This is a genomic window from Serratia sp. AR11 (assembly GCF_056376275.1).
Genome location: NZ_CM150739.1, coordinates 1,421,037 through 1,443,087, shown reverse-complemented (window position 1 = coordinate 1,443,087; position 22,051 = coordinate 1,421,037). Strand labels below are relative to the sequence as shown.

Sequence of the window (22,051 nt, the reverse complement as noted above, 5' to 3'; positions counted from 1 at the left end):
CCCTTATCAATAATTATTTAATTCGCAGTTACCACGTTCAGACAGGTTTAGTAGTAATCCATTTTAAAGCGCACGGTGGAGTAATAACTCCCGGCCTTCATTACCTGATTATTTCCCATCAACCGAAGACCATAATTAAATTCCATGGTGCCGGGTTGTAATTCATTTTTTTCCATAGGCATACCCGGTGAGGCGACATTCCCCTGACTATCGGATATTTGCAGGGCAATACCCTTGGCGTTGCCATCAATACCAAATAGCCCGGCATCTTCTCTGCCATCAAATGTCACGGCAAAATATCGCCAGTCATCCAACGCAGGATTGAATTTCTCCAACGTGCAGTTCACCAGTTTAATATTGAACTCATGCAGCTCACCCTGGCCATCACGAATAATCTGGCTGACGGGCAATGTCGCCATGGTAATGGTTTGATCAACGCTCTCGGTATCAATGGCGCAGGCGGAGGCGATAATTCTGCCGTTCAGGGTAACCTCGCCACGCCCCTGGTTGGCGGCGTGCGCCAAAGAGGAACACAGCAACAGATTAACTAACACCGCAATGTGCAATGTCCTTTTGCCATACTGTGAATGCATATCCGTTCCCAACATAACAAGTTAATAAGCAGCATGCGGGTTGCCCCGCATGCAATTAACTGTGCGAATTAATCGCCGTGGGCTTATTGGTACGCCAGGGTAAAGTCGGCAACAGAGTTGAATTCGCCCGGGGTGATGGCAGCAGAAGCACCGTCGCCCTGCAGGTGAGCGCTGAAGCGCAGAGTCGCCTGGCCGTCTTCAATTTTTTGTGCCTTGCTGGTTTTGGTCAGCGGCAGCAGTTTACCGTCGATGTCGTTGATGGCGATGCTAGCGCCACGTGCGGAGCCTTTCATTGCCAACAGGCCAGGAACCGCTTCAGACTCGGTACCGCTGAAGGTGGTGGTCACGTCTTTAGCAGTTTCCACATCACAACCGACCAGTTTGATCAGAATATCCTGTGGCGTAGACTTGCCGCCGTTTTTCAGCTGTACAGAAGCGATATCGCCCAGCTTCACGGTTTGATCCAGAGTACCCGGGTCGATAGAGCATGGTGCATCAATGATAGAACCTTTAAAGGTCACGGAGCCGGAACCCTGGTTTGCGGCGTTAGCCATAGAGATAGTACCCAGAGTCATTACGGCTGCCAGCATGATTTTGTTCAGTTTCATTGTGTTAATTCCATATATACAATTAATTTAATAAAGAAAGAGTCCTTGTGCTTGCGCAGCCACTCTTTATTTGTTCACGTTCGCCACTACAGAGAATCTTGCTACCCTCTGTTTTGGCGATGTGAAAATGATACCCCCACCAGAAACGAACTAGCAAAATAAACTAAATAAACGTCAATTTACGATATTAAAACCCAGCAAATACTAATAAATTATATTTTTACACCAAAAATTATTAAAATAATGGCTACAACGAGATTATTACACCAGAATAAAAACAATAAATTAGCGTCGCTGGAATTTTCTTATGATGGCAATGAGATTTTTCTTGAAAACAGAATAATTTGCGTTAGGATATCGGCTAACAACAACACCTGCTCATCTACATAAAACTTATAAATATGAAATACATAATAAACAAAATCGTTGTTTTCAACTCTGACGAATTGACACTATTTCTTTACGAGAATAACCAGGTTGTTACCAGACTGACTAAACCGGCAAGCCGCTTATTGCTGGAGTTAATACAGAACAACAAGAAAAATATTGCCAGAGATGACCTCCTGGAAAGGATATGGACCACCTATGGTTTCACCGCCTCTAATGCCGGTTTAAATAATTACATCAGCGAACTGCGTAAGGCATTCGCGCTTTTTGGGCTAGTGAATGAAATTCTCGTGACAATTCCTAAACTGGGATTTCGCTTTGAAGGTGATATTGATCTGATGGAGAACACAATAACCACACCTGCAGAGCCTGTTATTGTTGATGAACTAACGCCGCCTCACTCTGCTGATATAGGTGATGAGTTACCCTCAGAAAAAAAACGCTCCAAGGCATCGGTATTATTTTCACGTTGGAATTTTCTATTGGTGGTTACAGCGGGGACTATCATTGTCATTCTGGCAGGTACGGATTTAATCAACGGAGAAAGTAGTGAAAGCCATTCATATCATAAAATATCAAAAATTGACAAATGTGAAATATTTACAGTAAGTAAAGTAGTTAACACCACAGATATGAAGTTAAAAATAGAGGGTATTCTTAAGCGAGAGGAAGTTGACTGCTTACATAATTCAGCTGATATTTTTTACATGGAAGACAGGTTCAACAAGGAAACGGTGCGAGCTGATTTAGTCTCCATTTGCAGCAAAAATAAAGATAACCATTACGACACCTGTTTTAACATTAAAAGCCAGAGAAACAATTTTGAATGAAAAAAAATCTGAACATACTCAACGGGTTACTATTTTTACTGTTTCTTCCATTCAGCATGCATGCAGAAGAACCCTTCAAATGCACATCTCAGTATAAAACTTTGGTAGAGAAGGATAATGACTATACACTGTTAGACGGTCGTCTCACCCTCTTCCTGAAAGATGAACATGAGGGTTTTTTTAGCCTGTACGGAAAGGTTTCAACCAAAGAAAAAAATTACCTGCTGGCCAGGAAAGGCTATTTTACCTTCGCCCAGCATGAGGTTAATCAGGTCAAACAGGCGACGATCACCAAGGTGATAAAACACCCTAGTGATACCACGCCAGACCCTCTTTGGCTGACCGATATTTTACCGGACCTACCGGGGATAGATTTTCATATAGAAATATGGCACCTAAAGGATAACCTTATGATGGTGAAGTCCATCAATACCGGGTATCTCATTTGTGCCAAGAACTGATAATTTATCTCAAAGAGAAAAATTAGCGCGGGTTATCATCAGGTTAACCCGCCATTTTCTCACTTTAGCGGCAAATCACCCGGGCGATGTCCTTCGAGTTGGTCAGCGCACGCACTTCGCCGAACAGTTCGGTGGCCTCGGCATACTCTTTGCGTAAATACCCCAGCCACTGTTTGATGCGCGCCACGTGATACAGGCCGGTGTCGCCCTGCTTTTCCAGATGAACGTATTTTTGCAGCAGTTGCACCACCTGCGGCCACGCCATGCGCGGTTCGTTGTATTTCACCACCCGGCTCAAGTTCGGCACATTTAATGCACCGCGCCCCAGCATCACCGCATCACAGCCGGTGGTTTGCAGGCAGTCTTGTGCGCTTTGGTAGTCCCAGATTTCGCCGTTGGCGATCACCGGAATGGTCAGCCGCTGGCGGATCTCACCAATCGCCGCCCAGTTAATACGCTCCGCCTTGTAACCGTCCTCTTTGGTACGGCCGTGTACCGCCAATTCTGTAGCACCCGCCTGCTGCACCGCATCGGCGATTTCAAAACTGCGACTGTCGCTATCCCAGCCCAGCCGTATTTTTACCGTCACCGGCAAATGAGTAGGCACCGCTGCGCGCATGGCCTTGGCGCCCTGGTAAATCAGCTCCGGGTCTTTGAGCAGCGTAGCCCCACCGCCGCTGCCGTTAACCAGCTTGGACGGGCAACCGCAGTTGAGATCGACACCGTAAGAACCCAGTTCCACCGCGCGAGCGGCATTTTCTGCCAGCCACTGCGGGTATTGACCGAGCAATTGGATACGCACCAGCGTGCCAGACGGCGTACGACTGGCGTGATGCAGTTCAGGGCACAGGCGATAGAAAGACTTGGCAGGCAGCAGTTGATCAACCACGCGCAGGAATTCGGTGATGCACAGGTCGTAGTCGTTCACTTCGGTGAGCAGTTCACGCACCAAAGAATCGAGAACGCCCTCCATCGGAGCCAATAATACGCGCATGTTCACCCCTGCTAAAAAAGACGCGCAATGATACGGGGGAATGCCCGCAGCAGACAAGCATCTCGGGGGAATAAAACCGCGCTACGCCAATTGACGCAGCGGAACACCGGCGATAAACGCCTCGATGTTTTCGATCGCTTCGCGGAAATAGATTTGATAGTTGCTGTCGGCCACATAACCCAGATGCGGCGTCGCCAACACGTTGGGCAGTTGGCGGAAGATGTCGTCGCTCGGCAAGGGTTCAATCTCAAACACGTCCAGCCCGGCACCGGCGATCTGCCCTTGCTGCAATGCGTCAATCAACGCGCTGCGATCGACAATCGCCGCACGCGAGGTATTGATCAGATAAGCGGTTTTCTTCATCGCCTGCAGCTCTGGCCGGCCCACCAGCCCACGGCTACGCTCACTGAGCACCAGATGAACCGAAACAAAGTCGCTCTGTTCGAACAGCGCCTGTTTGGATGCTGCCAGCGTCACCCCCACCTCGGCGGCCCTTTCTGCCGTCAGGTTTTGACTCCAGGCCAGCACCCGCATACCAAACGCCTGCGCCACCACCGCCATTTGGCTGCCAATCTTGCCCAACCCCAGCAGGCCCAGCGTCTTGCCCTGCAGGGTCACGCCAACCGCTTGCTGCCAGGGGCCGTTATTCCGCAGGCCATGATTTTCCACCAGTAAATGTTTTGCCAACCCCAGCAGCAGTGCCCAGGCCAGCTCCATCGGTGCTGCTGAGCCGCTGGCGGTACCGCAGACAATAACCCCGCGCTGTGCCGCCGCCGCCAAATCAATAGAGGCATTGCGCATGCCCGAGGTGATCAACAGTTTTAGCTGAGGCAAACGCGCCAGTAGCGAGGCGGTGATTGGCGTGCGTTCACGCATAATCACCAAAATATCGCAGTCCTGCAGATGCACGGCCAGTTCCGCTTCATCACTAAAATGTTGACCGATGCTGAACACCTCAACCCGATCGCCAAGGGCAGACCAGTCGGCCATGCTGAGCGCGACCTGCTGATAATCATCAAGAATGGCACATTTTAGTTTCATCTTCGGCTCCGGGATTAGGCAAAATCAGTCGGCACGCACGTCAACCAGCACCGGGCAATCGGCGTTCTCAATCACCAGGGCGCTGTGCGACCCATTCAACAAACGTCTAAAGGGGGAAAGATGGCGTCGCCCCATAATAATCATCGTCGCATTCAGCTCTTTCGCCTGGGCAACTATGGTTTCTGCCGGTTCACCGGCCACCACCCGCCCACGCGCATTAACCCCTGCCGCCTGCAGTTCGCTCAGTGCCCGGTGCACCACGGTCGCGGCGGCCTGTTGTTCATCCTGCGCGCAACCGAAATCTGCCGGATCTTCACCCGCTTCAATTTCAAACGGCCCCGTCATGGAATAGCTAAGATCGACACAACAAAGCACCACTAGCGCCGCCTGTTGCGCCAATGCCTGTTCGGCAGCCAGTGAAATGACCTTACGAGCATTAGCGGAATTATCAACCGCAACCAACAGCGTTTTCATTATCTTCTCCGGTTAATCTCGCGACGCCACCTTGCCAATCTCATCGATCAACGCGTCTTTACACTTAAGGATCTCCTCGCGGAAGCGAGCTTCATTCTTGGCCAAACGGGTGCTGGGCACTAACAAACTGATGGAGAAACGCCCCAGAATGGTGTCGATAGCCACCGCCATGGTAGAGACGCCTTCCAATGTTTCTTCCCGATCGAAGGACAGGCCGGTACGGCGTATTTCGGTCAGATGCTGCAGCAGTGCCGGAAAATCACGCACCGTCAGATCCGTCACCGCCCTATAGGCCTCACCCAGTAAATCCCGGGCCGCATCATCGCTGTTCAACGCCAGCAGCGCTCGCCCACCGGAGGTGCTGTACAGCGGCAGATTCATGCCGATGCGTGGCACCACTCGCAGCTCACGATCCGCCACAATGTAGTGCACTACCGCCAGTTGCAAACCGCTGGCGCGCCCCAGCGATACCGTCTCGCCGGTGGCGTCACATAAAGCCTGCAACCAGGGGGTCGCAATCGACACCATTTCGGTATGCACGCTGGCAATCAGCCGCAGCAACGACGGCCCGAGGCGCACACCACCGGCACCGCCGCGCACCAATTGCACGGAGTCCAGCGCGTTGACGATACGTTGCACGGTGGAGCGCGGCAGATCGACCGCCAGCGCTATCTCACCCAGGCTCATGCCATTGGGCTTGGCGCCCAGCGCATCGAGGATTTTAGCCGCACGGGTAATGACCTGAATACCGCCGGTTTTTTCATCATCACAACATGTTGAGGGTTCGGACATGGAAGGCTCTTTTCCTTGCTTTTGACCACACTGTAACATTTTTTCCGGTCAGGCGGCACGATGTACCACATTGCAATACAGTGCATCACAATGTAGCATGCGTCACAATGTATCGCTATGCAATACAGTGCATCGTAAGTTTCGTTTCTGGAGTCATACTATGAATGCTCAGCCTGCGCCTGCCGTCGCTGCGCCGCATCCTTTTACCCTGCGTCTGGCTGTGGGGTTGGTGGGTGTGCTGATTGCCGCCCTGACCTCAGGACTCAATGATCGCATCAGCGATTTGGCGCTGGCGGATATCCGCGCGGCTATCGGTATCGGTTTCGACCAGGGGAGCTGGATCACCTCGGCCTATCAGGCCGCGGAAGTGTCGGCCATGATGGTGGCCCCCTGGTTTGCCGTGACCTTTTCGCTACGCCGTTTCGCCCTGGTGATGATCGGCGGTTTTGCCGCCGTCGGCGTACTCCAGCCGTTAACTGCTGATCCCACGCTGTTTATTGCTCTGCGGGTGGTGCAAGGCCTGTTTGGCGGGGCATTGCCGCCGTTGCTGATGACGGTGGCGCTGCGTTTTCTGCCCCCGACCATCAAACTTTACGGGCTGGCCGCCTATGCGCTCACCGCCACCTTTGGCCCCAATGTCGCGGCACCGCTGGCGGCGCTGTGGACCGACAGTCTGGGTTGGCAGTTTGTCTTTTGGCAGGCGATCCCGCTGTGTCTGATAGCCTCCTTACTGATCGGCTGGGGGTTGCCGCAGGATCCCTTGCGGCTGGAGCGTTTCCGCCAGATCGATCTGTTCGGCATGCTGACCGGTTGCAGCGGTATTGCGCTGTTGATCCTTTCGCTGACTCAGGGTGAGCGACTCGACTGGTTCAATTCCCCCTTGATTAGCCTGATGCTGCCGGTTTCCATTGCGTTGCTGGTGACGTTTTTAATCAACGAATGGTTCCATCCGTTGCCACTGTTAAAACTGCAATTACTGCGGCGCATCAATCTTTCTTATAGCCTGCTGACGCTGGCTGGCGTGCTGTTGCTGGCGTTGTCAGGCTCAATGCTGCCGTCGTTTTACTTTTCGCAGGTGGAGGGTTTTCGCACCGTACAATTTGCGCCGCTGGCGTTAGCCGTCGGCCTGCCGCAGTTGGTGATAGCCCCGTTAATCGCCGCCCTGTTGAACCTGCGCTGGATAGACGCCCGTTGGGTGCTGACTATCGGTGCCGCGCTAATCGCCGTCTCCTGCCTGCTGGGAATGCAATTGACCGACGATTGGGCACGAGAAAACTTCTGGCTGATCCAAGGCCTGCAGGCATTTGGCCAGCCGATGATGATTTTACCGGTGTTAATGACCTCTACCAGCGTGATCCTGCCACCGGAAGGGCCTTTTGCCTCGGCAATGTTTAACACCGTGCGCGGTTTTTCCGCCGTGGCGGCGGGCAGCCTGGTTGAGAATTTTATTAGCCACCGGGAGCAATTTCACTCTCATGTGCTGGTTGACCGGCTGGGCAATCGCCCGTGGCTGATGACGGCAGAGAGCTCAGAACACGCCAGCGGGGCTATGCCGCTGTTACCGGACGGCTCGGTCAGTTCAGCGGAAAATCTCGGGCATTTTTCGACGCTGGTAAAGCACCAGGCGGTGATCCTCAGTATCAGTGACGCCTACCTGCTGATTATTGGCTGCGCGCTACTTTTGGTGTTGCTGACCGCCTGGTTGCCGAAGCGTGTCTATCCGCCGCAAACGCTCTTACCTCTAGTTCCAAAAACATCAGGATCATAACCATGAGCTTCACCCCTGCAAAACGAACCTTAACCCTGGCGTTGCTGCTGTTAATCCTGCTGGCGATCGCTTTTTTTGTCCGCTCATCGCTCAATCGCCACCATTTACGTACCGATGATGCGGTCGTAAGCGCCGATTACACGCTGGTGGCCCCCAAGATTTCCGGCTATATCCGTAGCGTCAACGTCAGTGACAACCAGCAGGTAAAAGCCGGTGAAGTTCTGGCCACCCTCGACGATCGGGATTACCGCGTGGCGCTGGAAACGGCGCAGGCCAATCTGCAGATTAGCCAGGCCAAATTGTCCAGTATTCAGGCGCAGCTGGATCAACAGCAGGCCAATATTGCCCAGCAGGAAGCCGGCGTCAGCGCCAGCCAGGCCACGCTCAACTACGCCGGGCAGAACGCCGATCGCTATCGCCGGTTGCTGAAAACCGGCACCGCCACCGCTGATGAGCAGCAGAAATCGGCCTCCGTGATGCAGACCGCCGCCGCACAGCTAAAGCAGAATCAGGCGGCGGTGGTTTCGGCACGTAAAGAAGTCGGGGTGTTGCAGGCCAGCCGCAAACAGGCCGAAGCGAATATTGCCGCCTCGCAGGCCAGCGTTGATCAGGCGCGTCTGAACCTTTCCTATACCCAGATTATTGCGCCGATTGCCGGCAGCGTCGGCCAGCGGGCGGTACGCCAGGGTGCCTGGGTCTCCGCCGGTACGCGTCTGCTGGCGGTGGTGCCGCTACAACAGAGCTACGTGGTCGCCAATTTCCTGGAAACCCAGTTAGCCAACGTGTCTGCCGGCCAGCCGGTATCCATCACCGTCGATGCGCTGCCCGGCGTGACGCTGCGCGGCCACGTTGACAGCATCGCCCCGGCCACCGGCTCGACCTTTGCCGCCATCAGCGCCGATAACGCCACCGGCAACTACACCAAAGTGGTGCAACGCCTGCCGGTGAAGATCCTGCTGGAACCCAACCAGCCGGAACTGGCGCGGCTGCGCGTTGGCATGTCGGTGGTGCCGGAGCTTGAGATGCGCTGATTTTTACGTATAAAAAAGGCCACCCTAAAGGTGGCCTCAGACGGCTGACAAAGTCATTTGTAGCTAAAAGTACTGTTTTAGGTACTAACAAAAACAAAGGATTAAGTCTTCTGCTTTACGCCAAACATCCGAAAACCACGTTTTTCGGGTGTTTGTCACCAAACTAAGGCCACCCTAAAGGTGGCCTCAGACGGCTGACAACAGCGCAATTTATTCAGCCGGGCGGCTGCGCGGACGGCGCGGAGCACCTGAACGCGGCTTGCTATCACCCTGCGGACGCGCACTGCCGCCACCGCGGTTTTCACGCTGACCGCCATTGCCGCCACCGTTGCCACTGCGCTGGCCGCCACCGTTACCGTTACCGGAGCGTTGACCACCGCCGTTGCCGCGTGGCGCACCGCGTCCACCAGCCTGACGGCCGTTGATGATCGGCTCGGCCTTGATGCTCGGATCCGGCTCATAGCCTGGCAGGGCAATACGCGGGATCTCACGTTTGAGCAGGCGTTCGATATCACGCAGCAGTTTGTGTTCATCCACGCACACCAGCGAGATCGCCTCACCGGTACGTTCAGCACGACCGGTACGGCCGATGCGGTGTACGTAGTCTTCCGGCACGTTAGGCAACTCGTAGTTCACCACGTGTGGCAACTGGTCGATGTCCAGACCGCGTGCCGCGATGTCGGTAGCGACCAATACGCGGATTTTGCCGTCTTTAAAATCGGCCAATGCGCGGGTACGAGCGCCCTGGCTTTTGTTGCCGTGGATAGCGGCGGCAGTGATGCCGTCTTTGTTCAGCTGTTCAGCCAGGTGGTTGGCGCCGTGTTTGGTGCGGTTAAACACCAAGACTTGCTTCCAGTCACCTTCGCCGATCATCTGGGACAGCAGTTCCCGCTTACGCTTCTTATCAACGAAGTGCACGCTTTGCTCAATCTGCTCGGACGCGGTGTTGCGCCGCGCCACTTCAACCGATGCCGGGTTGTGCAACAGTTTGTTGGCCAGCCCTTTGATGTCGTCGGAGAAGGTTGCAGAGAACAGCAGGTTCTGACGCTTGGCAGGCAGTTTGGCCAGCACGCGGCGGATATCATGGATAAAGCCCATATCCAGCATGCGGTCTGCTTCGTCCAGCACCAGAATTTCAATTTTGGACAGGTCAACCGCACGCTGGTGTTCCAGATCCAGCAGGCGACCCGGTGTTGCCACCAGCACGTCGACGCCGCCGCGCAGTTTCATCATCTGCGGGTTGATGCTCACGCCACCAAATACCACCAGCGAACGCAGACGCAGGTATTTGCTGTAGGATTCGACGTTTTCGCCGATCTGCGCAGCCAGTTCACGGGTAGGCGTCAGGATCAACGCACGTACCGGACGGCGACCTTTGACCGCATGGTCATGCTTACTCAGCAGCTGTAGCAGCGGCAGGGTAAAGCCAGCGGTTTTACCGGTACCGGTCTGGGCGCTGGCCATCAGGTCACGACCTTCCAATACGACAGGAATAGCCTGGCGCTGAATTGGCGTAGGTTCGCGATAGCCCTGTTCTTCAACAGCGCGCAGAATTTCAGCACTTAAGCCGAGGGTTTCAAATGACATAAAGAGAAAAACTCCAGATCCCCCCTAACCTAACAGTGTTCGGTGCAGTTTCCTGGGAGGATTATCAGACGGGACATTTTGCATGACCACGAGGGATTGGCACAAACTGCAGTGCACCAAGCGGGCGAGTGTAGCAGAAGTCGAACAAGAAAACGCAAATTAAGTGACGCAGAGCACAATATGCCGACAATTCAGCCAAATCCGAAAAGATACCCTTAAATAAACCGCGGTTACTGATTGCATTTCGTGCAATCTGGCATAAAGTTAATCATATGATTGATTAACTTTTATGAGCGCCATCAATAATGCCAAATAATCAGACTGCCGGCCGGGCACGGGGCGAGCAAGCGCGTCAGCAGTTGATCGCCGCCGCCATCGAAATGTTCGGTGAATACGGCATTCAGGGGGCCACCACCCGCGATATTGCCCAGCGTGCCGGGCACAATATCGCCGCCATCACCTACTACTTCAATTCCAAAGAAGGCCTGTATCTGGCCGTCGCCCAGTGGATTGCCGATTTTATCCAGCAGGCGTTTCGCCCGCTGGCCGAAGAGATTGACCGCTTCTGGCAACTCCCGGAAGCCGAACGTCTACCGGAGCATTACCTCGAACATCTGAAACGCGGCCTGCTGGCGTTCAGCGATCTGATGACTCAACCGCAGACGCTGAACCTGAGCAAAATCATGTCGCGCGAGCAGCTCTCCCCCACCGATGCCTATCCGCTGATCCACCAACAGGTGGTGGCGCCGCTGCATAACAAGCTTTGCCGCCTGCTGGCGGCCTACACCGGCATCGATCCGCAGTCGACCAAAATTGTGCTGCATACCCACGCGCTGATCGGCGAAGTGTTGTCGTTTCGCGTGGCACGGGAAACCGTTCGCCGACAGGCTGGCTGGCAGCAGATCGGCGCCGTCGAAGCGGAACAAATCAGCGAGGTGCTGGCTGAACACATTGAGATTCTGGTTAATGGGCTGCGCCAACGCCATGGCGCGTAAACCCTATAGCTTTCAAGTTGCAGCTAGGCGGCCAGCTCGCTCATCCCCAGGCGCTTACTCAAGTAAGTAACTGGGGTGAGCGACAAATCTGTCGGGAACAGATTTGAACGCTGCTTGCAGCGGCCCTGAAAGGGCAAGGACCATGGATGGGCCTTGTAAGCAGGTAACAACGCTGCAACTTGAAAGATGACGGGTATAAATTCAGGCAGGGAGAGTTATGAATAAGAAACGCAGTGCCTTTTTGGTGGCGGTTGTTGTGCTGATCGCCGCGGCCGTTTACGGGGTCTGGTATTACCAACAGCATCAGGATAAACCGCTGACGCTGTACGGTAACGTGGATATTCGCACGGTGAATTTGGGCTTCCGCGTCGATGGCCGTCTGGCGTCGCTGACGGTGGATGAAGGCGATACCCTGCAACCGGGGCAATTACTCGGCAAACTGGACGACGCGCCCTACATCAACGCGCTACAGCAGGCGCAGGCTAACGTCGGCAGTGCTAAAGCCAAGTTGGCGCTGCTGATGGCCGGTTACCGCGCCGAAGAAATAGCCCAGGTACGTTCGGAAATGGCGCAGCGCCTGTCCGCCTTTAGCTATGCCGATAGCTTCCTGAAGCGTCAGCAGGGCCTGTGGGCGAAAAATGCCACCTCAGCCGACGCATTGGAAGATGCCCGAACCTCACGCAATCAGGCGCAGGCCAACCTACAGGCGTCGAAGGACAAGCTGGCGCAATACCTGAGCGGTAATCGCCCGCAAGAAATAGAAGAGGCCAAAGCCAATCTGGCGCAAAGCGAGGCCGCACTGGCGCAGGCCAAGCTTAACCTGCACGACACCACTTTAGTTTCCCCGTCGGCCGGCACGGTGCTGACGCGTGCGGTCGAGCCGGGCACCATGCTCGGCGCCGGTGGCACAGTGTTCACTTTGTCGCTGACCCATCCGGTGTGGGTGCGTGCCTATGTGAATGAAACCAGTCTGAGTAAAGCGACACCCGGTACCGAACTGGAAATTTATACCGATGGCCGGCCAGACAAGCCGTATCACGGCAAAATCGGCTTTGTCTCGCCAACCGCTGAATTCACGCCGAAGAGCGTCGAAACCCCGGACCTGCGTACCGACCTGGTGTACCGCCTGCGGGTGATAGTGACCGACGCCGATGACGCGCTGCGCCAGGGGATGCCGGTCACCGTTCGCTTTGCCCAACCTTGAGGGAGCGGTGATGGAACAGGTCATTGAGCTTGAAGCGTTGGAAAAGCGTTTCCCGTCACTGGCAAAACCGGCTGTCGCCAGCCTGACTACCCGGCTGACCAGCGGCGCGGTCACCGGGCTGGTTGGCCCGGACGGTGCAGGTAAAACCACCCTGCTGCGGATGCTGGCCGGGCTGCTCAAACCCAGCAGCGGTACGCTGCGCGTCGCCGGGTTGGATCCGATCGCTCAGGATCGTCAGTTGCATGCCATTCTCGGCTACATGCCGCAAAAGTTTGGTCTGTATGAAGATCTGACGGTGATGGAAAATCTGACCCTGTACGCCGATCTGCGCGGCGTCACCGGCGATCTCCGCAAGCAGACGTTCGATCGCTTGCTGACATTCACCGATCTCACCCGTTTCACCACCCGACTGGCAGGCAAACTTTCCGGCGGCATGAAGCAAAAACTCGGGCTGGCCTGTACGCTGGTCGGCCAACCGCAGGTGCTGTTGCTCGATGAGCCGGGGGTCGGCGTCGATCCTATCTCGCGTCGCGAGCTGTGGCGCATGGTGCATGAACTGGCCAACGACGGCATGTTGATCCTGTGGAGCACCTCTTATCTGGACGAAGCCGAACAGTGCCGTGAAGTGCTGCTGCTTAACGAAGGGGAACTGCTGTTCAGCGGCGCACCGAAAGATCTTACCCAGAGAATGGCCGGGCGCACGGTGCTGATCGCGCCACCGGCCGGTAGCCACCGCGCCCTGCTGCAACGGGCGATCTGCCTGCCGGCGGTCACCGACGGTGTGATCCAGGGGAAATACCTGCGGCTGATCCTCAAGCAAGGCGAAGATCATCGCCAGCTACTGCAGGCATTGGATCTGCCGGATGCTGAACTGAGCGAAGCGGAACCGCGCTTTGAAGATGCGTTTATCGATCTGCTCGGCGGCGGGCCAAACAGTAAATCGGCGCTGGCGGAGATCATGCCAACCGTCGAGGGAGAAAGCACGGAAACGGTGATCGAAGCGCAAGGGCTGACCAAGAAATTCGGCGACTTTGCCGCCACCGACCACGTTGACTTCAAAGTGCAGCGCGGGGAAATTTTCGGCCTGCTCGGCCCGAACGGTGCCGGTAAATCCACCACCTTTAAAATGATGTGCGGGTTGCTGGTACCCACCGAAGGCAAGGCGCTGGTGCTGGGTATGGATTTGAAAACCAGCTCCGGCAAGGCACGCCAGCATTTGGGTTATATGGCGCAGAAATTCTCGCTGTACGGCAACCTGACGGTGGCGCAAAACCTCAAGTTTTTCTCCGGCGTTTATGGCCTGAGCGGCAAGGCGCAGCGCGATAAAATCAGCGAGATGTCCAACGCCTTCAACTTTGGCCCGATCCTCAACCAGACGCCGGACTCGCTGCCACTGGGCTTCAAACAGCGGCTGGCGCTGGCCTGCGCGCTGATGCACGAGCCGGATATTCTGTTTCTCGACGAACCGACCTCGGGCGTCGATCCCCTGACTCGGCGCGAATTCTGGCTGCATATCAACGGCATGGTGGATAAAGGCGTGACGGTAATGGTCACCACCCACTTTATGGACGAGGCGGAATACTGCGACCGTATCGGGCTGGTGTATCGCGGTAAGATCATCGCCGCCGGCACGCCGGACGATCTCAAGCACCAGGTCGCCAGCAGCGATAACCCCAATCCATCAATGGAACAGGCGTTTATCGAACTGGTGCAGGGTTACGATCAGGAGGAAAAAGCATGAACAGTCAAACCGCCACCCGCGACGACAGTGGTTTTTCCTGGCGACGACTGCGCGCGCTGTGCCTGAAAGAAACGCGGCAAATTCTGCGCGATCCAAGCAGCGGGCTGATCGCCTTTGTCATTCCCCTGATGCTGCTGTTTATCTTTGGCTACGGCATCAACCTGGACTCCAGCAAACTGAGGCTGGGCATCTTGATGGAACAGCAGAGCGAAGAGGCGCGTGATTTGGCCAACGCCTTTGCCGGTTCGCCCTATATCGAGCCGACCATCAGCGACAACCGTCAGCAGTTGATCCAACTGATGCAGGCCGGACGCATCCGCGGGCTGGTGGTGATCCCCAACGATTTTGCCCAACGTATGGGGCGGCCGCACGACAGCGCACCGATTCAAATTATCACCGACGGCAGCGAGCCGAACACCGCCAACTTTGTTCAGGGCTATACCCAGGGGGTGTGGCAAGTGTGGCAACAACAGCGCGCCACCGACCACGGGCGCGAGGAAAAACCCTTAATCGACGTGCAAATGCGCTATTGGTTCAACCCGGCGGCCATCAGCCGGCACTACATCATTCCCGGCGCTATCACCATTATCATGACGGTGATCGGCGCTATCCTCACCTCATTGGTGATTGCCCGCGAGTGGGAGCGCGGCACCATGGAGGCGTTACTTTCCACCCAGGTGACGCGTACTGAGCTGCTGCTGTCCAAACTGGTGCCCTACTATTTCCTCGGCATGATCGCCATGGTGTTATGCATGGCGGTATCGGTGTGGGTGCTCGGCGTGCCCTATCGCGGTTCGCTGCTGATTTTATTCGTTATCAGCAGCCTGTTCCTGGCCAGTACGCTCGGCATGGGGCTGCTGATTTCGACCATTACCCGCAACCAGTTTAACGCAGCGATGGTGGCGCTGAACGCCGCTTTTCTGCCATCGATCATGCTGTCCGGCTTTATCTTCCAGATCGACAGCATGCCGGCCATCGTACGCGCCGTAACCTATATCATTCCGGCGCGTTATTTCGTCAGCACGCTGCAAACGCTGTTCCTGGCGGGCAACGTCGGTACGGTGTTGATGATTAACCTGCTGTTCCTGATCGCTTCGGCGGTGGTGTTTATCGGCCTGACGGCCTGGAAAACCCAGCGGCGGCTGGATTAAGGGGAAAGACGATGTTTCACCGTCTCTGGACGTTAATCATAAAAGAAATGCAGTCGCTGCTGCGCGATCCGCAGACCCGCGCCATTCTTATTTTGCCGGTTATTCTGCAGGTGCTGCTGTTCCCGTTCGCCGCCACGCTGGAGGTGACCAACGCCACCATCGCGGTGTACAGCGAAGACAGCGGCCATGCCTCGGTCGAACTGACCCAGCGCTTTGCCAAAGCTAAGGCCTTCTCGCATGTGTTGCTGTTGCGCAGCCCACAAGAAATACAAACCACCATCGACAACCAAAAAGCGCTGCTGCTGATCCGCTTCCCGGCCCAGTTCTCGCGTGATATCGCGAGCGGCAATACGGCCCCGCTGCAACTGTTGCTTGACGGACGCAACTCCAACAGCGCCCAAATCGCCGCCAACTACGTGCAGCAGATTGTGCAGGACTATCAGAATGAGCTGATCGGTAACCGTGCCAAACCCAACAACAGCGAACTGGTAATACGCAACTGGTATAACCCGAATCTGGATTACAAGTGGTTCGTGGTGCCGTCGCTGATCGCCATGATCACCACCATTGGCGTGCTGATTGTCACCTCGTTGTCGGTGGCGCGAGAACGTGAACAGGGCACGCTGGAGCAGTTGTTGGTGTCACCGCTGACCACCTGGCAGATTTTTATCGGCAAGGCGGTACCGGCGCTGATCGTCGCTACCTTCCAGGCCAGCATCGTGTTGCTGATTGGTATCTTTATCTATCAGATCCCGTTCGCCGGTTCGCTGCTGCTGTTCTATGGCACCATGCTGATTTACGGGCTGTCTTTGGTCGGGTTCGGCCTGCTGATTTCGTCGCTGTGCGCCACTCAGCAACAGGCGTTTATCGGCGTTTTCGTGTTTATGATGCCGGCGATCCTGCTTTCCGGCTATGTCTCGCCGGTAGAAAATATGCCGGTGTGGCTGCAAAACCTCACCTGGGTGAATCCCATCCGCCACTTTACCGACATCACCAAACAGATCTACCTGAAGGACGCCAGCTTCGGCATCATCTGGCACAGCCTGTGGCCGCTGCTGGCAATCACCGCCACCACCGGCAGCGCCGCCTATGCCATGTTCCGCCGTAAAATTGCATAAAAAAAGGGCTCAGCATGCTGAGCCCCTACAAGTCATATAGATTCTTATCTGCGGTTGCCGAAAATTCGCAGCAACATCAGGAACAGGTTGATGAAATCAAGGTACAGCGTCAGCGCGCCAACGATGGCGTACTTGCGGAAACTGTCTTTGTCATCGGCGTTCAACTGTTCGCCCATCGCTTTCAGTTTTTGGGTGTCGTACGCCGTCAGGCCAACAAACACCACCACCCCGATATAGGTAATCGCCCACATCAGCGCGGAGCTTTTCAGCCAGATGTTGACCAGCGAAGCCAGCACGATACCGATCAGCGCCATAAACAGCATGCTGCCGAAACCGCTCAGGTCACGCTTGGTGGTGTAGCCGTACAGGCTCATGGCACCGAACATGCCGGCGGTCACCACGAAGGTACTGGCGATCGAGCTGTAGGTATAGGCGATGAAAATGCTGGAAAGCGTCAACCCGGTCAGCGCCGAATACAGCATAAACAGCGAGGTGGCGACCGTGCCACTGAGACGATTGACCATGCCGGAAATCACGAACACCAGACCCAGCTGCGCGATAATCAGGCCGAAGAAGGTGATCTGGCTGGAGAAGATAAAGTTAAGGATCGCGGGCGTGTTGGCCGCGTACCAGGATACAAACGCCGTCAACAGCATGCCACAGGTCATCCAGCCGTATACCTGCGCCATATAAGCCTGAATGCCGCTGTTGGCACGTTCGACGATTGAACCATTAGAGCGTGGATATCGGTCCATGACGGTTACCTTTTGCGTGTGGAACAAGATTTGAGTCCCATTTTGCGAGACTCGGCCTGCTATAAGCCTACCACATAAAACCTAACCTGAAAGTTGCAAAGGTATTGATATATTTCTGCTGTTTACCGATTATTTAGCCGCTTTATGCCAGCGTTCCGCCGCCTGACGATCGCTGTCGCGCGCGTCAACCCAGCGGTCGCCCTGGCCAACGGCTTCGCGTTTCCAGAACGGGGCGCGGGTTTTCAGGTAGTCCATGATGAACTCGCTGGCCTCAAACGCCATGCTGCGGTGCGCGCTGGTCACGCCGACAAACACAATCTCATCGCCAGGGAACAGCTCACCCACGCGGTGGATCACCGTCGCGCGCTGCAATGGCCAGCGGCTGCGTGCTTCGTCCACGATTTCCGCCAGCGCTTTTTCGGTCATGCCCGGGTAATGTTCCAGCGTCAGCGCACTGACGTTATCGCCCAGATTATGGTTACGTACCTTGCCGGTAAAGGTCACCACGGCACCGTCATCGTCGCACTGCGCCAGCCACTGGTATTCTTCGCCGACGTTGAACGGCGCTTCCCCCACGCGGATACGGGTATTTTCCACCATTAACCCCCGGTTACCGGTGGAAAGAAAGCGACTTCATCACCAGCACGCAGCGGATGTTCCGCCGCCACCAGGGATTGGTTTACCGCCGTCAGCAACTTGCCTGACTCCAGTGCCAGCGCCCAGCGATCGCCACGTTCGCACAGCGCCTTACGCAGCGCCTCTACCGTTGGATAATCCGCCGGCATTGACAGATCGCTGGTGCCAACCAGCTCGCGTACCTGGGCAAAAAACAGAATGTTAATCATAGTTCCACCTTAAAATCACCGGATTTACCGCCGCTTTTCGCCAGCAGCCGCACCGGGCCGATCACCATGTCTTTTTGTACCGCCTTGCACATGTCGTAAATGGTCAATGCGGCCACCGAAGCGGCGGTCAAGGCTTCCATTTCGACGCCGGTCTTGCCGGTCAGCCGGCAGCAGGTTTCAATCCGCACCCGGCTGTGTTCCGGCTGCGCTTCCAATTGCACTTCGACCTTGCTCAGCATCAGCGGGTGACACAGCGGGATCAGCTCCCAGGTGCGTTTCGCCGCCTGAATACCGGCAATGCGCGCCGTGGCAAACACATCACCCTTGTGATGGCTACCCTCGATAATCATCGCCAGCGTGGTCGGTAGCATTTCAACAAAGGCCTCGGCGCGCGCCTCGCGCACCGTCTCTGCCTTGGCGGAAACGTCGACCATATGGGCTTCGCCCGCGGCGTTAATGTGAGTCAGCTGCGTCATAGTTTTTATTTCTTCAAATGTGGCAGGAAGTTGCACGGGCGGTGACGCGCGTCCAACTGCTCTTCAATAATGCGTTCCCAGGCGGTGCGGCAGGCACGAGTCGAGCCAGGCATGGCAAAAATCACCGTCTGATTGGCCATTCCGGCCAGTGCACGCGACTGAATAGTGGCAGTGCCAATCTCTTCATAGGACACCATACGGAACAGTTCACCGAACCCTTCTACTTCACGATCGAACAGTGGCAGCAGCGCTTCCGGGGTGTTGTCCCTGGCGGTAAAACCGGTGCCCCCGGTGATCAGCACGGCCTGAACCTGCTCGTCGGCGATCCACGCGGAGATGCGTGCGCGGATTTGATATTTATCGTCTTTGACGATGGCGCGATCCACCACCTGATGCCCGGCCTCAAGCACCGCTTCCTGCAGATACTGGCCCGAGGTGTCTTCCGCTTCACCGCGACTGTCCGAAACGGTCAGAATAGCGATATGCGCCGGAATGAATTCACTGCTGGCATGACTCATTGCTTGCTCCCGTGCAATTGGAAAAATTTATCCGCCGATAAACGACAAATTCTGCGTGATGCCACTGTTGCCCTGGTGCAGGAAGTGGGTCTGCTTTTTGGTCCGCAGCCCGCCCTGAATGCGATCCTTCAACTCTTCAAGCTGGCCGTCATCCGCCAGCAGATCGCGCAGGTTAATGCCCTGCTCACCGAACAGGCACAGGTGCAGATTACCGATGGCGGAAACCCGCAGCCGGTTGCAGCTGGCACAGAAATCTTTTTCGTACGGCATGATTAAACCCACCTCACCCTGGTAATCCGGGTGGCTAAACACCTGCGCCGGGCCGTCGCTGCGGCCGCGCGGTTGCAGTTGCCAACCCTGCTGTTCCAGTTGGGAACGGATCACTTCACCAGACACGTGGTGTTTGCGGAACAAGTCGCCACCCTCACCGGTTTCCATCAGCTCGATAAAACGCAGTTGGATCGGACGGTCTTTTATCCAGTGCAGGAAAGCGCCCAGTTGCTGATGGTTAACGTCACGCATCAGCACCGCGTTGACCTTGACCTTGCTGAATCCGGCGGTAAAGGCGGCGTCGATGCCCTCCATCACCTGGCGGAATTTGTCCTGGCCGGTAATGGCGTGAAATTGACGGGGGTCCAGGCTGTCGACGCTGACGTTGATCGCCGTCAGGCCGGCGTCGCGCCAGGCGGTAACGTCGCGCGCCAGCCGGTAGCCATTGGTGGTCACGGCAAGCTGGCGAACGGCCGGATTTTCACGCACGGCGGCAATGATCTCGGTAAAATCGCGACGCAGCGAAGGCTCACCGCCGGTCAGGCGCACCTTTTCGGTGCCCAGCTCGGCGAAAGCGCGGCTGACACGTCGGATCTCATCGAGCGACAAGAAGGTTTTCGGGCTGCCGTTAGGGCGATAGCCATCCGGCAAACAATAGGTGCAACGAAAGTTACACACGTCGGTGATCGACAGGCGCAAGTAATAGAATTTGCGCTCATAAGCATCAATGAGTTGCGGCACCATAACACCTTCCAAAGTCGGGAGATGCGAGCGTTTCCGCTCTGCACCCTGGTGGCTGACTTCGCCACGGCCCAAGCGCCATATTGTTCGCAAGAACAACGTAGGCCCAGAGGCTAGGAGTTTTGGTTTCAGTTCCCGCTGCCTGAGTAGCCGGAACGAAACCGTGGTTTTCTCCAGAATTCTAGCGCTAAACAAAGGCGATAGCCAACGCCCAATTTCGCTATATAATTGTGTATACAGCGTTTTTATGCGCTTCTGAATCGGGTAAACCATGATAAACGTCCTTTACGCAGACGAATTGACCGGAATCACGCAAATCACACTCTTTTTCGCGTTTTTACGCCAAATCCGCTACTTTATGCGGGCAGTTAAGCCCCTTTGTAAGGAAATTTATGCGTAATCGTACCCTGGCCGATCTCGATCGGGTGGTGGCATTAGGTGGTGGTCATGGTCTTGGCCGCGTGATGTCTTCCCTGTCGTCTTTAGGATCCCGTTTAACCGGTATTGTCACCACCACCGATAACGGCGGTTCCACTGGCCGTATTCGCCGCTCGGAAGGCGGCATTGCCTGGGGCGATACCCGTAACTGCCTGAATCAGTTGATCACCGAACCGAGCGTGGCCTCGGCGATGTTCGAGTACCGCTTTAGCGGCAATGGCGAACTTTCGGGGCATAACCTCGGTAACCTGATGTTGAAGGCGTTGGATCATCTCAGCGTGCGCCCACTGGAGGCGATCAATCTGGTACGCAGCTTGCTGAAGGTCGACGCGGCGCTGATCCCGATGTCTGAGCAGCCGGTGGATTTGATGGCACACGACCATGAAGGCAACCACGTCTATGGTGAAGTGAACGTCGATCAACTGACTGACATGCCGCAGGAACTGATGCTGTCACCGCGAGTCAACGCGACACGCGAAGCGCTGGATGCCATCGCACAGGCCGACGTGATCCTGATTGGGCCAGGCAGCTTCCTCACCAGCCTGATGCCGCTGCTGCTGCTCGATGACCTGACTCAAGCCTTGCGCCGCAGCAGTGCCAATATGATTTATATCGGCAATCTGGGGCGTGAGCTAAGCGTCGCGGCAGCCGCCCTGACGCTAAAAAACAAGCTGGAGCTGATGGAAGAGAAAATTGGCCGCCGGATGATCGACGCGCTGATTGTTGGGCCGACGGTAGATGCCAGCGAAGTACAGGATCGGGTGGTGATTAAACAACCGCTGGAAGCGACGGATATCCCTTACCGCCACGACCGTCAGTTGCTGCGCCAGGCGCTGGATCAGGCATTAATCGAGTTGGGTGCCCGCGGTTAAGGCTTTACTGGCCGCCGCGCAACCACGGATTATCGCTGGCGGCCTTCTCGACCATATCGATATAAAGATCTTCCACCTGCTTGCGCGCCCACGGCGTGCGGCGCAGAAACTTCAGGCTGGATTTAATGCTGGGATCGCTGCTGAAGCAGTTGATGCGAATGCGTTCAGCCAGCCCTGACCAGCCGTAGCTCTCCACCAGTTTATTTAAAAGTTGTTCCAGAGTGACGCCGTGCATCGGGTCTTTGGACTGGTGTTCGGTCATGGTCTGCGGCTCGTAGTTGTCAATTGGCCGCACACCATAATCAGCTTTGGCGGAGGCGACAAGGATTTTATGTTTGGCAGCGCCACCCTTGGCGGCGCC

General features: G+C 55.7%; 24 protein-coding genes and 1 riboswitch. Of the genes, 10 read left to right on the top strand and 14 right to left on the bottom strand.

Annotation, left to right across the window (positions count from 1 at the left end; all coding sequences use genetic code 11):
* Positions 1–47: 47 nt before the first annotated feature.
* Both ACSOSI_RS06880 and ACSOSI_RS06875 read right to left on the bottom strand, forming a co-directional pair.
* On the bottom strand, positions 48–593 hold the full coding sequence (locus ACSOSI_RS06880; RefSeq protein ID WP_476706745.1) for a fimbrial protein: 546 nt from the start codon (positions 591–593) through the stop codon (positions 48–50).
* Between the two features lie 83 nt (positions 594–676).
* A complete protein-coding gene (locus ACSOSI_RS06875) occupies positions 677–1,201 on the bottom strand; it encodes a fimbrial protein (RefSeq protein WP_218215658.1) in 525 nt (174 codons plus the stop codon).
* Between the two features lie 401 nt (positions 1,202–1,602).
* On the opposite strand from ACSOSI_RS06875, the gene ACSOSI_RS06870 reads away from it, so the two are divergent.
* Both ACSOSI_RS06870 and ACSOSI_RS06865 read left to right on the top strand, forming a co-directional pair.
* The gene (locus ACSOSI_RS06870) at positions 1,603–2,418 is read left to right on the top strand and encodes a winged helix-turn-helix domain-containing protein (RefSeq protein ID WP_476706744.1); all 816 of its coding nucleotides are present in this window, start codon (positions 1,603–1,605) and stop codon (positions 2,416–2,418) included.
* Positions 2,415–2,879: a hypothetical protein gene (locus tag ACSOSI_RS06865; protein WP_218215652.1), complete on the top strand. Its 465-nt coding sequence runs from the start codon at positions 2,415–2,417 to the stop codon at positions 2,877–2,879. Before ACSOSI_RS06870 ends, ACSOSI_RS06865 begins: the two co-directional genes overlap by 4 nt.
* Before the next feature lie 64 nt (positions 2,880–2,943).
* On the opposite strand, the gene dusC is transcribed toward ACSOSI_RS06865, so the two are convergent.
* The 4 genes from dusC to ACSOSI_RS06845 all read right to left on the bottom strand — a co-directional run bounded on the left by dusC (position 2,944) and on the right by ACSOSI_RS06845 (position 6,180).
* The gene (dusC, locus tag ACSOSI_RS06860) at positions 2,944–3,873 is read right to left on the bottom strand and encodes a tRNA dihydrouridine(16) synthase DusC (protein ID WP_218215651.1); all 930 of its coding nucleotides are present in this window, start codon (positions 3,871–3,873) and stop codon (positions 2,944–2,946) included.
* A gap of 81 nt (positions 3,874–3,954) precedes the next feature.
* Positions 3,955–4,914: a D-2-hydroxyacid dehydrogenase family protein gene (locus tag ACSOSI_RS06855; RefSeq protein ID WP_476706743.1), complete on the bottom strand. Its 960-nt coding sequence runs from the start codon at positions 4,912–4,914 to the stop codon at positions 3,955–3,957.
* A 24-nt stretch (positions 4,915–4,938) separates the two neighbouring features.
* Entirely contained in the window at positions 4,939–5,388 is a 450-nt protein-coding gene (locus ACSOSI_RS06850) for a universal stress protein (protein WP_476706742.1), read from the bottom strand.
* 12 nt (positions 5,389–5,400) lie between these two features.
* Positions 5,401–6,180, bottom strand: coding sequence for an IclR family transcriptional regulator (locus tag ACSOSI_RS06845; protein ID WP_012005768.1), 780 nt, complete (start codon positions 6,178–6,180; stop codon positions 5,401–5,403).
* A gap of 160 nt (positions 6,181–6,340) precedes the next feature.
* Between ACSOSI_RS06845 and ACSOSI_RS06840 the strand changes: the two genes are divergently transcribed.
* Complete coding sequence (locus ACSOSI_RS06840) at positions 6,341–7,948, top strand: MFS transporter (RefSeq protein ID WP_135344529.1); 1,608 nt, start codon at positions 6,341–6,343, stop codon at positions 7,946–7,948.
* Positions 7,949–7,950: 2 nt separating this feature from the next.
* On the top strand, positions 7,951–8,979 hold the full coding sequence (locus ACSOSI_RS06835) for an HlyD family secretion protein (RefSeq protein ID WP_012005766.1): 1,029 nt from the start codon (positions 7,951–7,953) through the stop codon (positions 8,977–8,979).
* A gap of 210 nt (positions 8,980–9,189) precedes the next feature.
* On the opposite strand, the gene rhlE is transcribed toward ACSOSI_RS06835, so the two are convergent.
* On the bottom strand, positions 9,190–10,566 hold the full coding sequence (gene rhlE / locus ACSOSI_RS06830) for an ATP-dependent RNA helicase RhlE (protein WP_476706741.1): 1,377 nt from the start codon (positions 10,564–10,566) through the stop codon (positions 9,190–9,192).
* A gap of 305 nt (positions 10,567–10,871) precedes the next feature.
* On the opposite strand from rhlE, the gene ACSOSI_RS06825 reads away from it, so the two are divergent.
* From ACSOSI_RS06825 to ACSOSI_RS06805, 5 genes are all read left to right on the top strand, one after another.
* Positions 10,872–11,561 (top strand): transcriptional regulator, encoded by a 690-nt coding sequence (locus ACSOSI_RS06825; RefSeq protein WP_476706740.1) that lies wholly within the window; start codon positions 10,872–10,874, stop codon positions 11,559–11,561.
* A gap of 217 nt (positions 11,562–11,778) precedes the next feature.
* Positions 11,779–12,765: a secretion protein HlyD gene (gene hlyD, locus ACSOSI_RS06820; protein WP_476706739.1), complete on the top strand. Its 987-nt coding sequence runs from the start codon at positions 11,779–11,781 to the stop codon at positions 12,763–12,765.
* 10 nt (positions 12,766–12,775) lie between these two features.
* Complete coding sequence (locus tag ACSOSI_RS06815) at positions 12,776–14,506, top strand: ATP-binding cassette domain-containing protein (RefSeq protein WP_017891985.1); 1,731 nt, start codon at positions 12,776–12,778, stop codon at positions 14,504–14,506.
* Complete coding sequence (locus ACSOSI_RS06810; protein ID WP_476706738.1) at positions 14,503–15,657, top strand: ABC transporter permease; 1,155 nt, start codon at positions 14,503–14,505, stop codon at positions 15,655–15,657. The genes ACSOSI_RS06815 and ACSOSI_RS06810 overlap by 4 nt, the downstream gene beginning before the upstream one ends.
* A gap of 11 nt (positions 15,658–15,668) precedes the next feature.
* Entirely contained in the window at positions 15,669–16,775 is a 1,107-nt protein-coding gene (locus ACSOSI_RS06805; RefSeq protein ID WP_012005760.1) for an ABC transporter permease, read from the top strand.
* 44 nt (positions 16,776–16,819) lie between these two features.
* Here the strand turns inward: ACSOSI_RS06805 and ACSOSI_RS06800 are convergent, their stop codons facing one another.
* From ACSOSI_RS06800 to moaA, 6 genes are all read right to left on the bottom strand, one after another.
* Entirely contained in the window at positions 16,820–17,530 is a 711-nt protein-coding gene (locus ACSOSI_RS06800) for a Bax inhibitor-1/YccA family protein (RefSeq protein WP_012005759.1), read from the bottom strand.
* 129 nt (positions 17,531–17,659) lie between these two features.
* Positions 17,660–18,127 (bottom strand): molybdopterin synthase catalytic subunit MoaE, encoded by a 468-nt coding sequence (moaE, locus tag ACSOSI_RS06795; protein ID WP_261431341.1) that lies wholly within the window; start codon positions 18,125–18,127, stop codon positions 17,660–17,662.
* Between the two features lie 2 nt (positions 18,128–18,129).
* Complete coding sequence (moaD, locus tag ACSOSI_RS06790; RefSeq protein WP_261130700.1) at positions 18,130–18,375, bottom strand: molybdopterin synthase sulfur carrier subunit; 246 nt, start codon at positions 18,373–18,375, stop codon at positions 18,130–18,132.
* Positions 18,372–18,851 carry a cyclic pyranopterin monophosphate synthase MoaC gene (moaC, locus tag ACSOSI_RS06785; RefSeq protein ID WP_012005756.1) on the bottom strand — a complete coding sequence of 160 codons (480 nt, stop codon included), beginning with the start codon at positions 18,849–18,851 and terminating at the stop codon, positions 18,372–18,374. The genes moaD and moaC overlap by 4 nt, the downstream gene beginning before the upstream one ends.
* Before the next feature lie 5 nt (positions 18,852–18,856).
* Positions 18,857–19,369 carry a molybdenum cofactor biosynthesis protein B gene (gene moaB, locus ACSOSI_RS06780; RefSeq protein WP_115183035.1) on the bottom strand — a complete coding sequence of 171 codons (513 nt, stop codon included), beginning with the start codon at positions 19,367–19,369 and terminating at the stop codon, positions 18,857–18,859.
* A 27-nt stretch (positions 19,370–19,396) separates the two neighbouring features.
* Positions 19,397–20,383: a GTP 3',8-cyclase MoaA gene (moaA, locus tag ACSOSI_RS06775; protein WP_261422504.1), complete on the bottom strand. Its 987-nt coding sequence runs from the start codon at positions 20,381–20,383 to the stop codon at positions 19,397–19,399.
* A riboswitch (molybdenum cofactor riboswitch) is annotated at positions 20,370–20,512 on the bottom strand. (Overlaps the previous gene by 14 nt.)
* Before the next feature lie 260 nt (positions 20,513–20,772).
* On the opposite strand from moaA, the gene yvcK reads away from it, so the two are divergent.
* Positions 20,773–21,690, top strand: a complete 918-nt coding sequence (gene yvcK / locus ACSOSI_RS06770; protein WP_012005753.1) for a uridine diphosphate-N-acetylglucosamine-binding protein YvcK — start codon at positions 20,773–20,775, stop codon at positions 21,688–21,690.
* Positions 21,691–21,694: 4 nt separating this feature from the next.
* On the opposite strand, the gene ACSOSI_RS06765 is transcribed toward yvcK, so the two are convergent.
* Positions 21,695–21,952 carry a VF530 family protein gene (locus ACSOSI_RS06765; protein ID WP_012005752.1) on the bottom strand — a complete coding sequence of 86 codons (258 nt, stop codon included), beginning with the start codon at positions 21,950–21,952 and terminating at the stop codon, positions 21,695–21,697.
* Between the last annotated feature and the right edge of the window lie 99 nt (positions 21,953–22,051).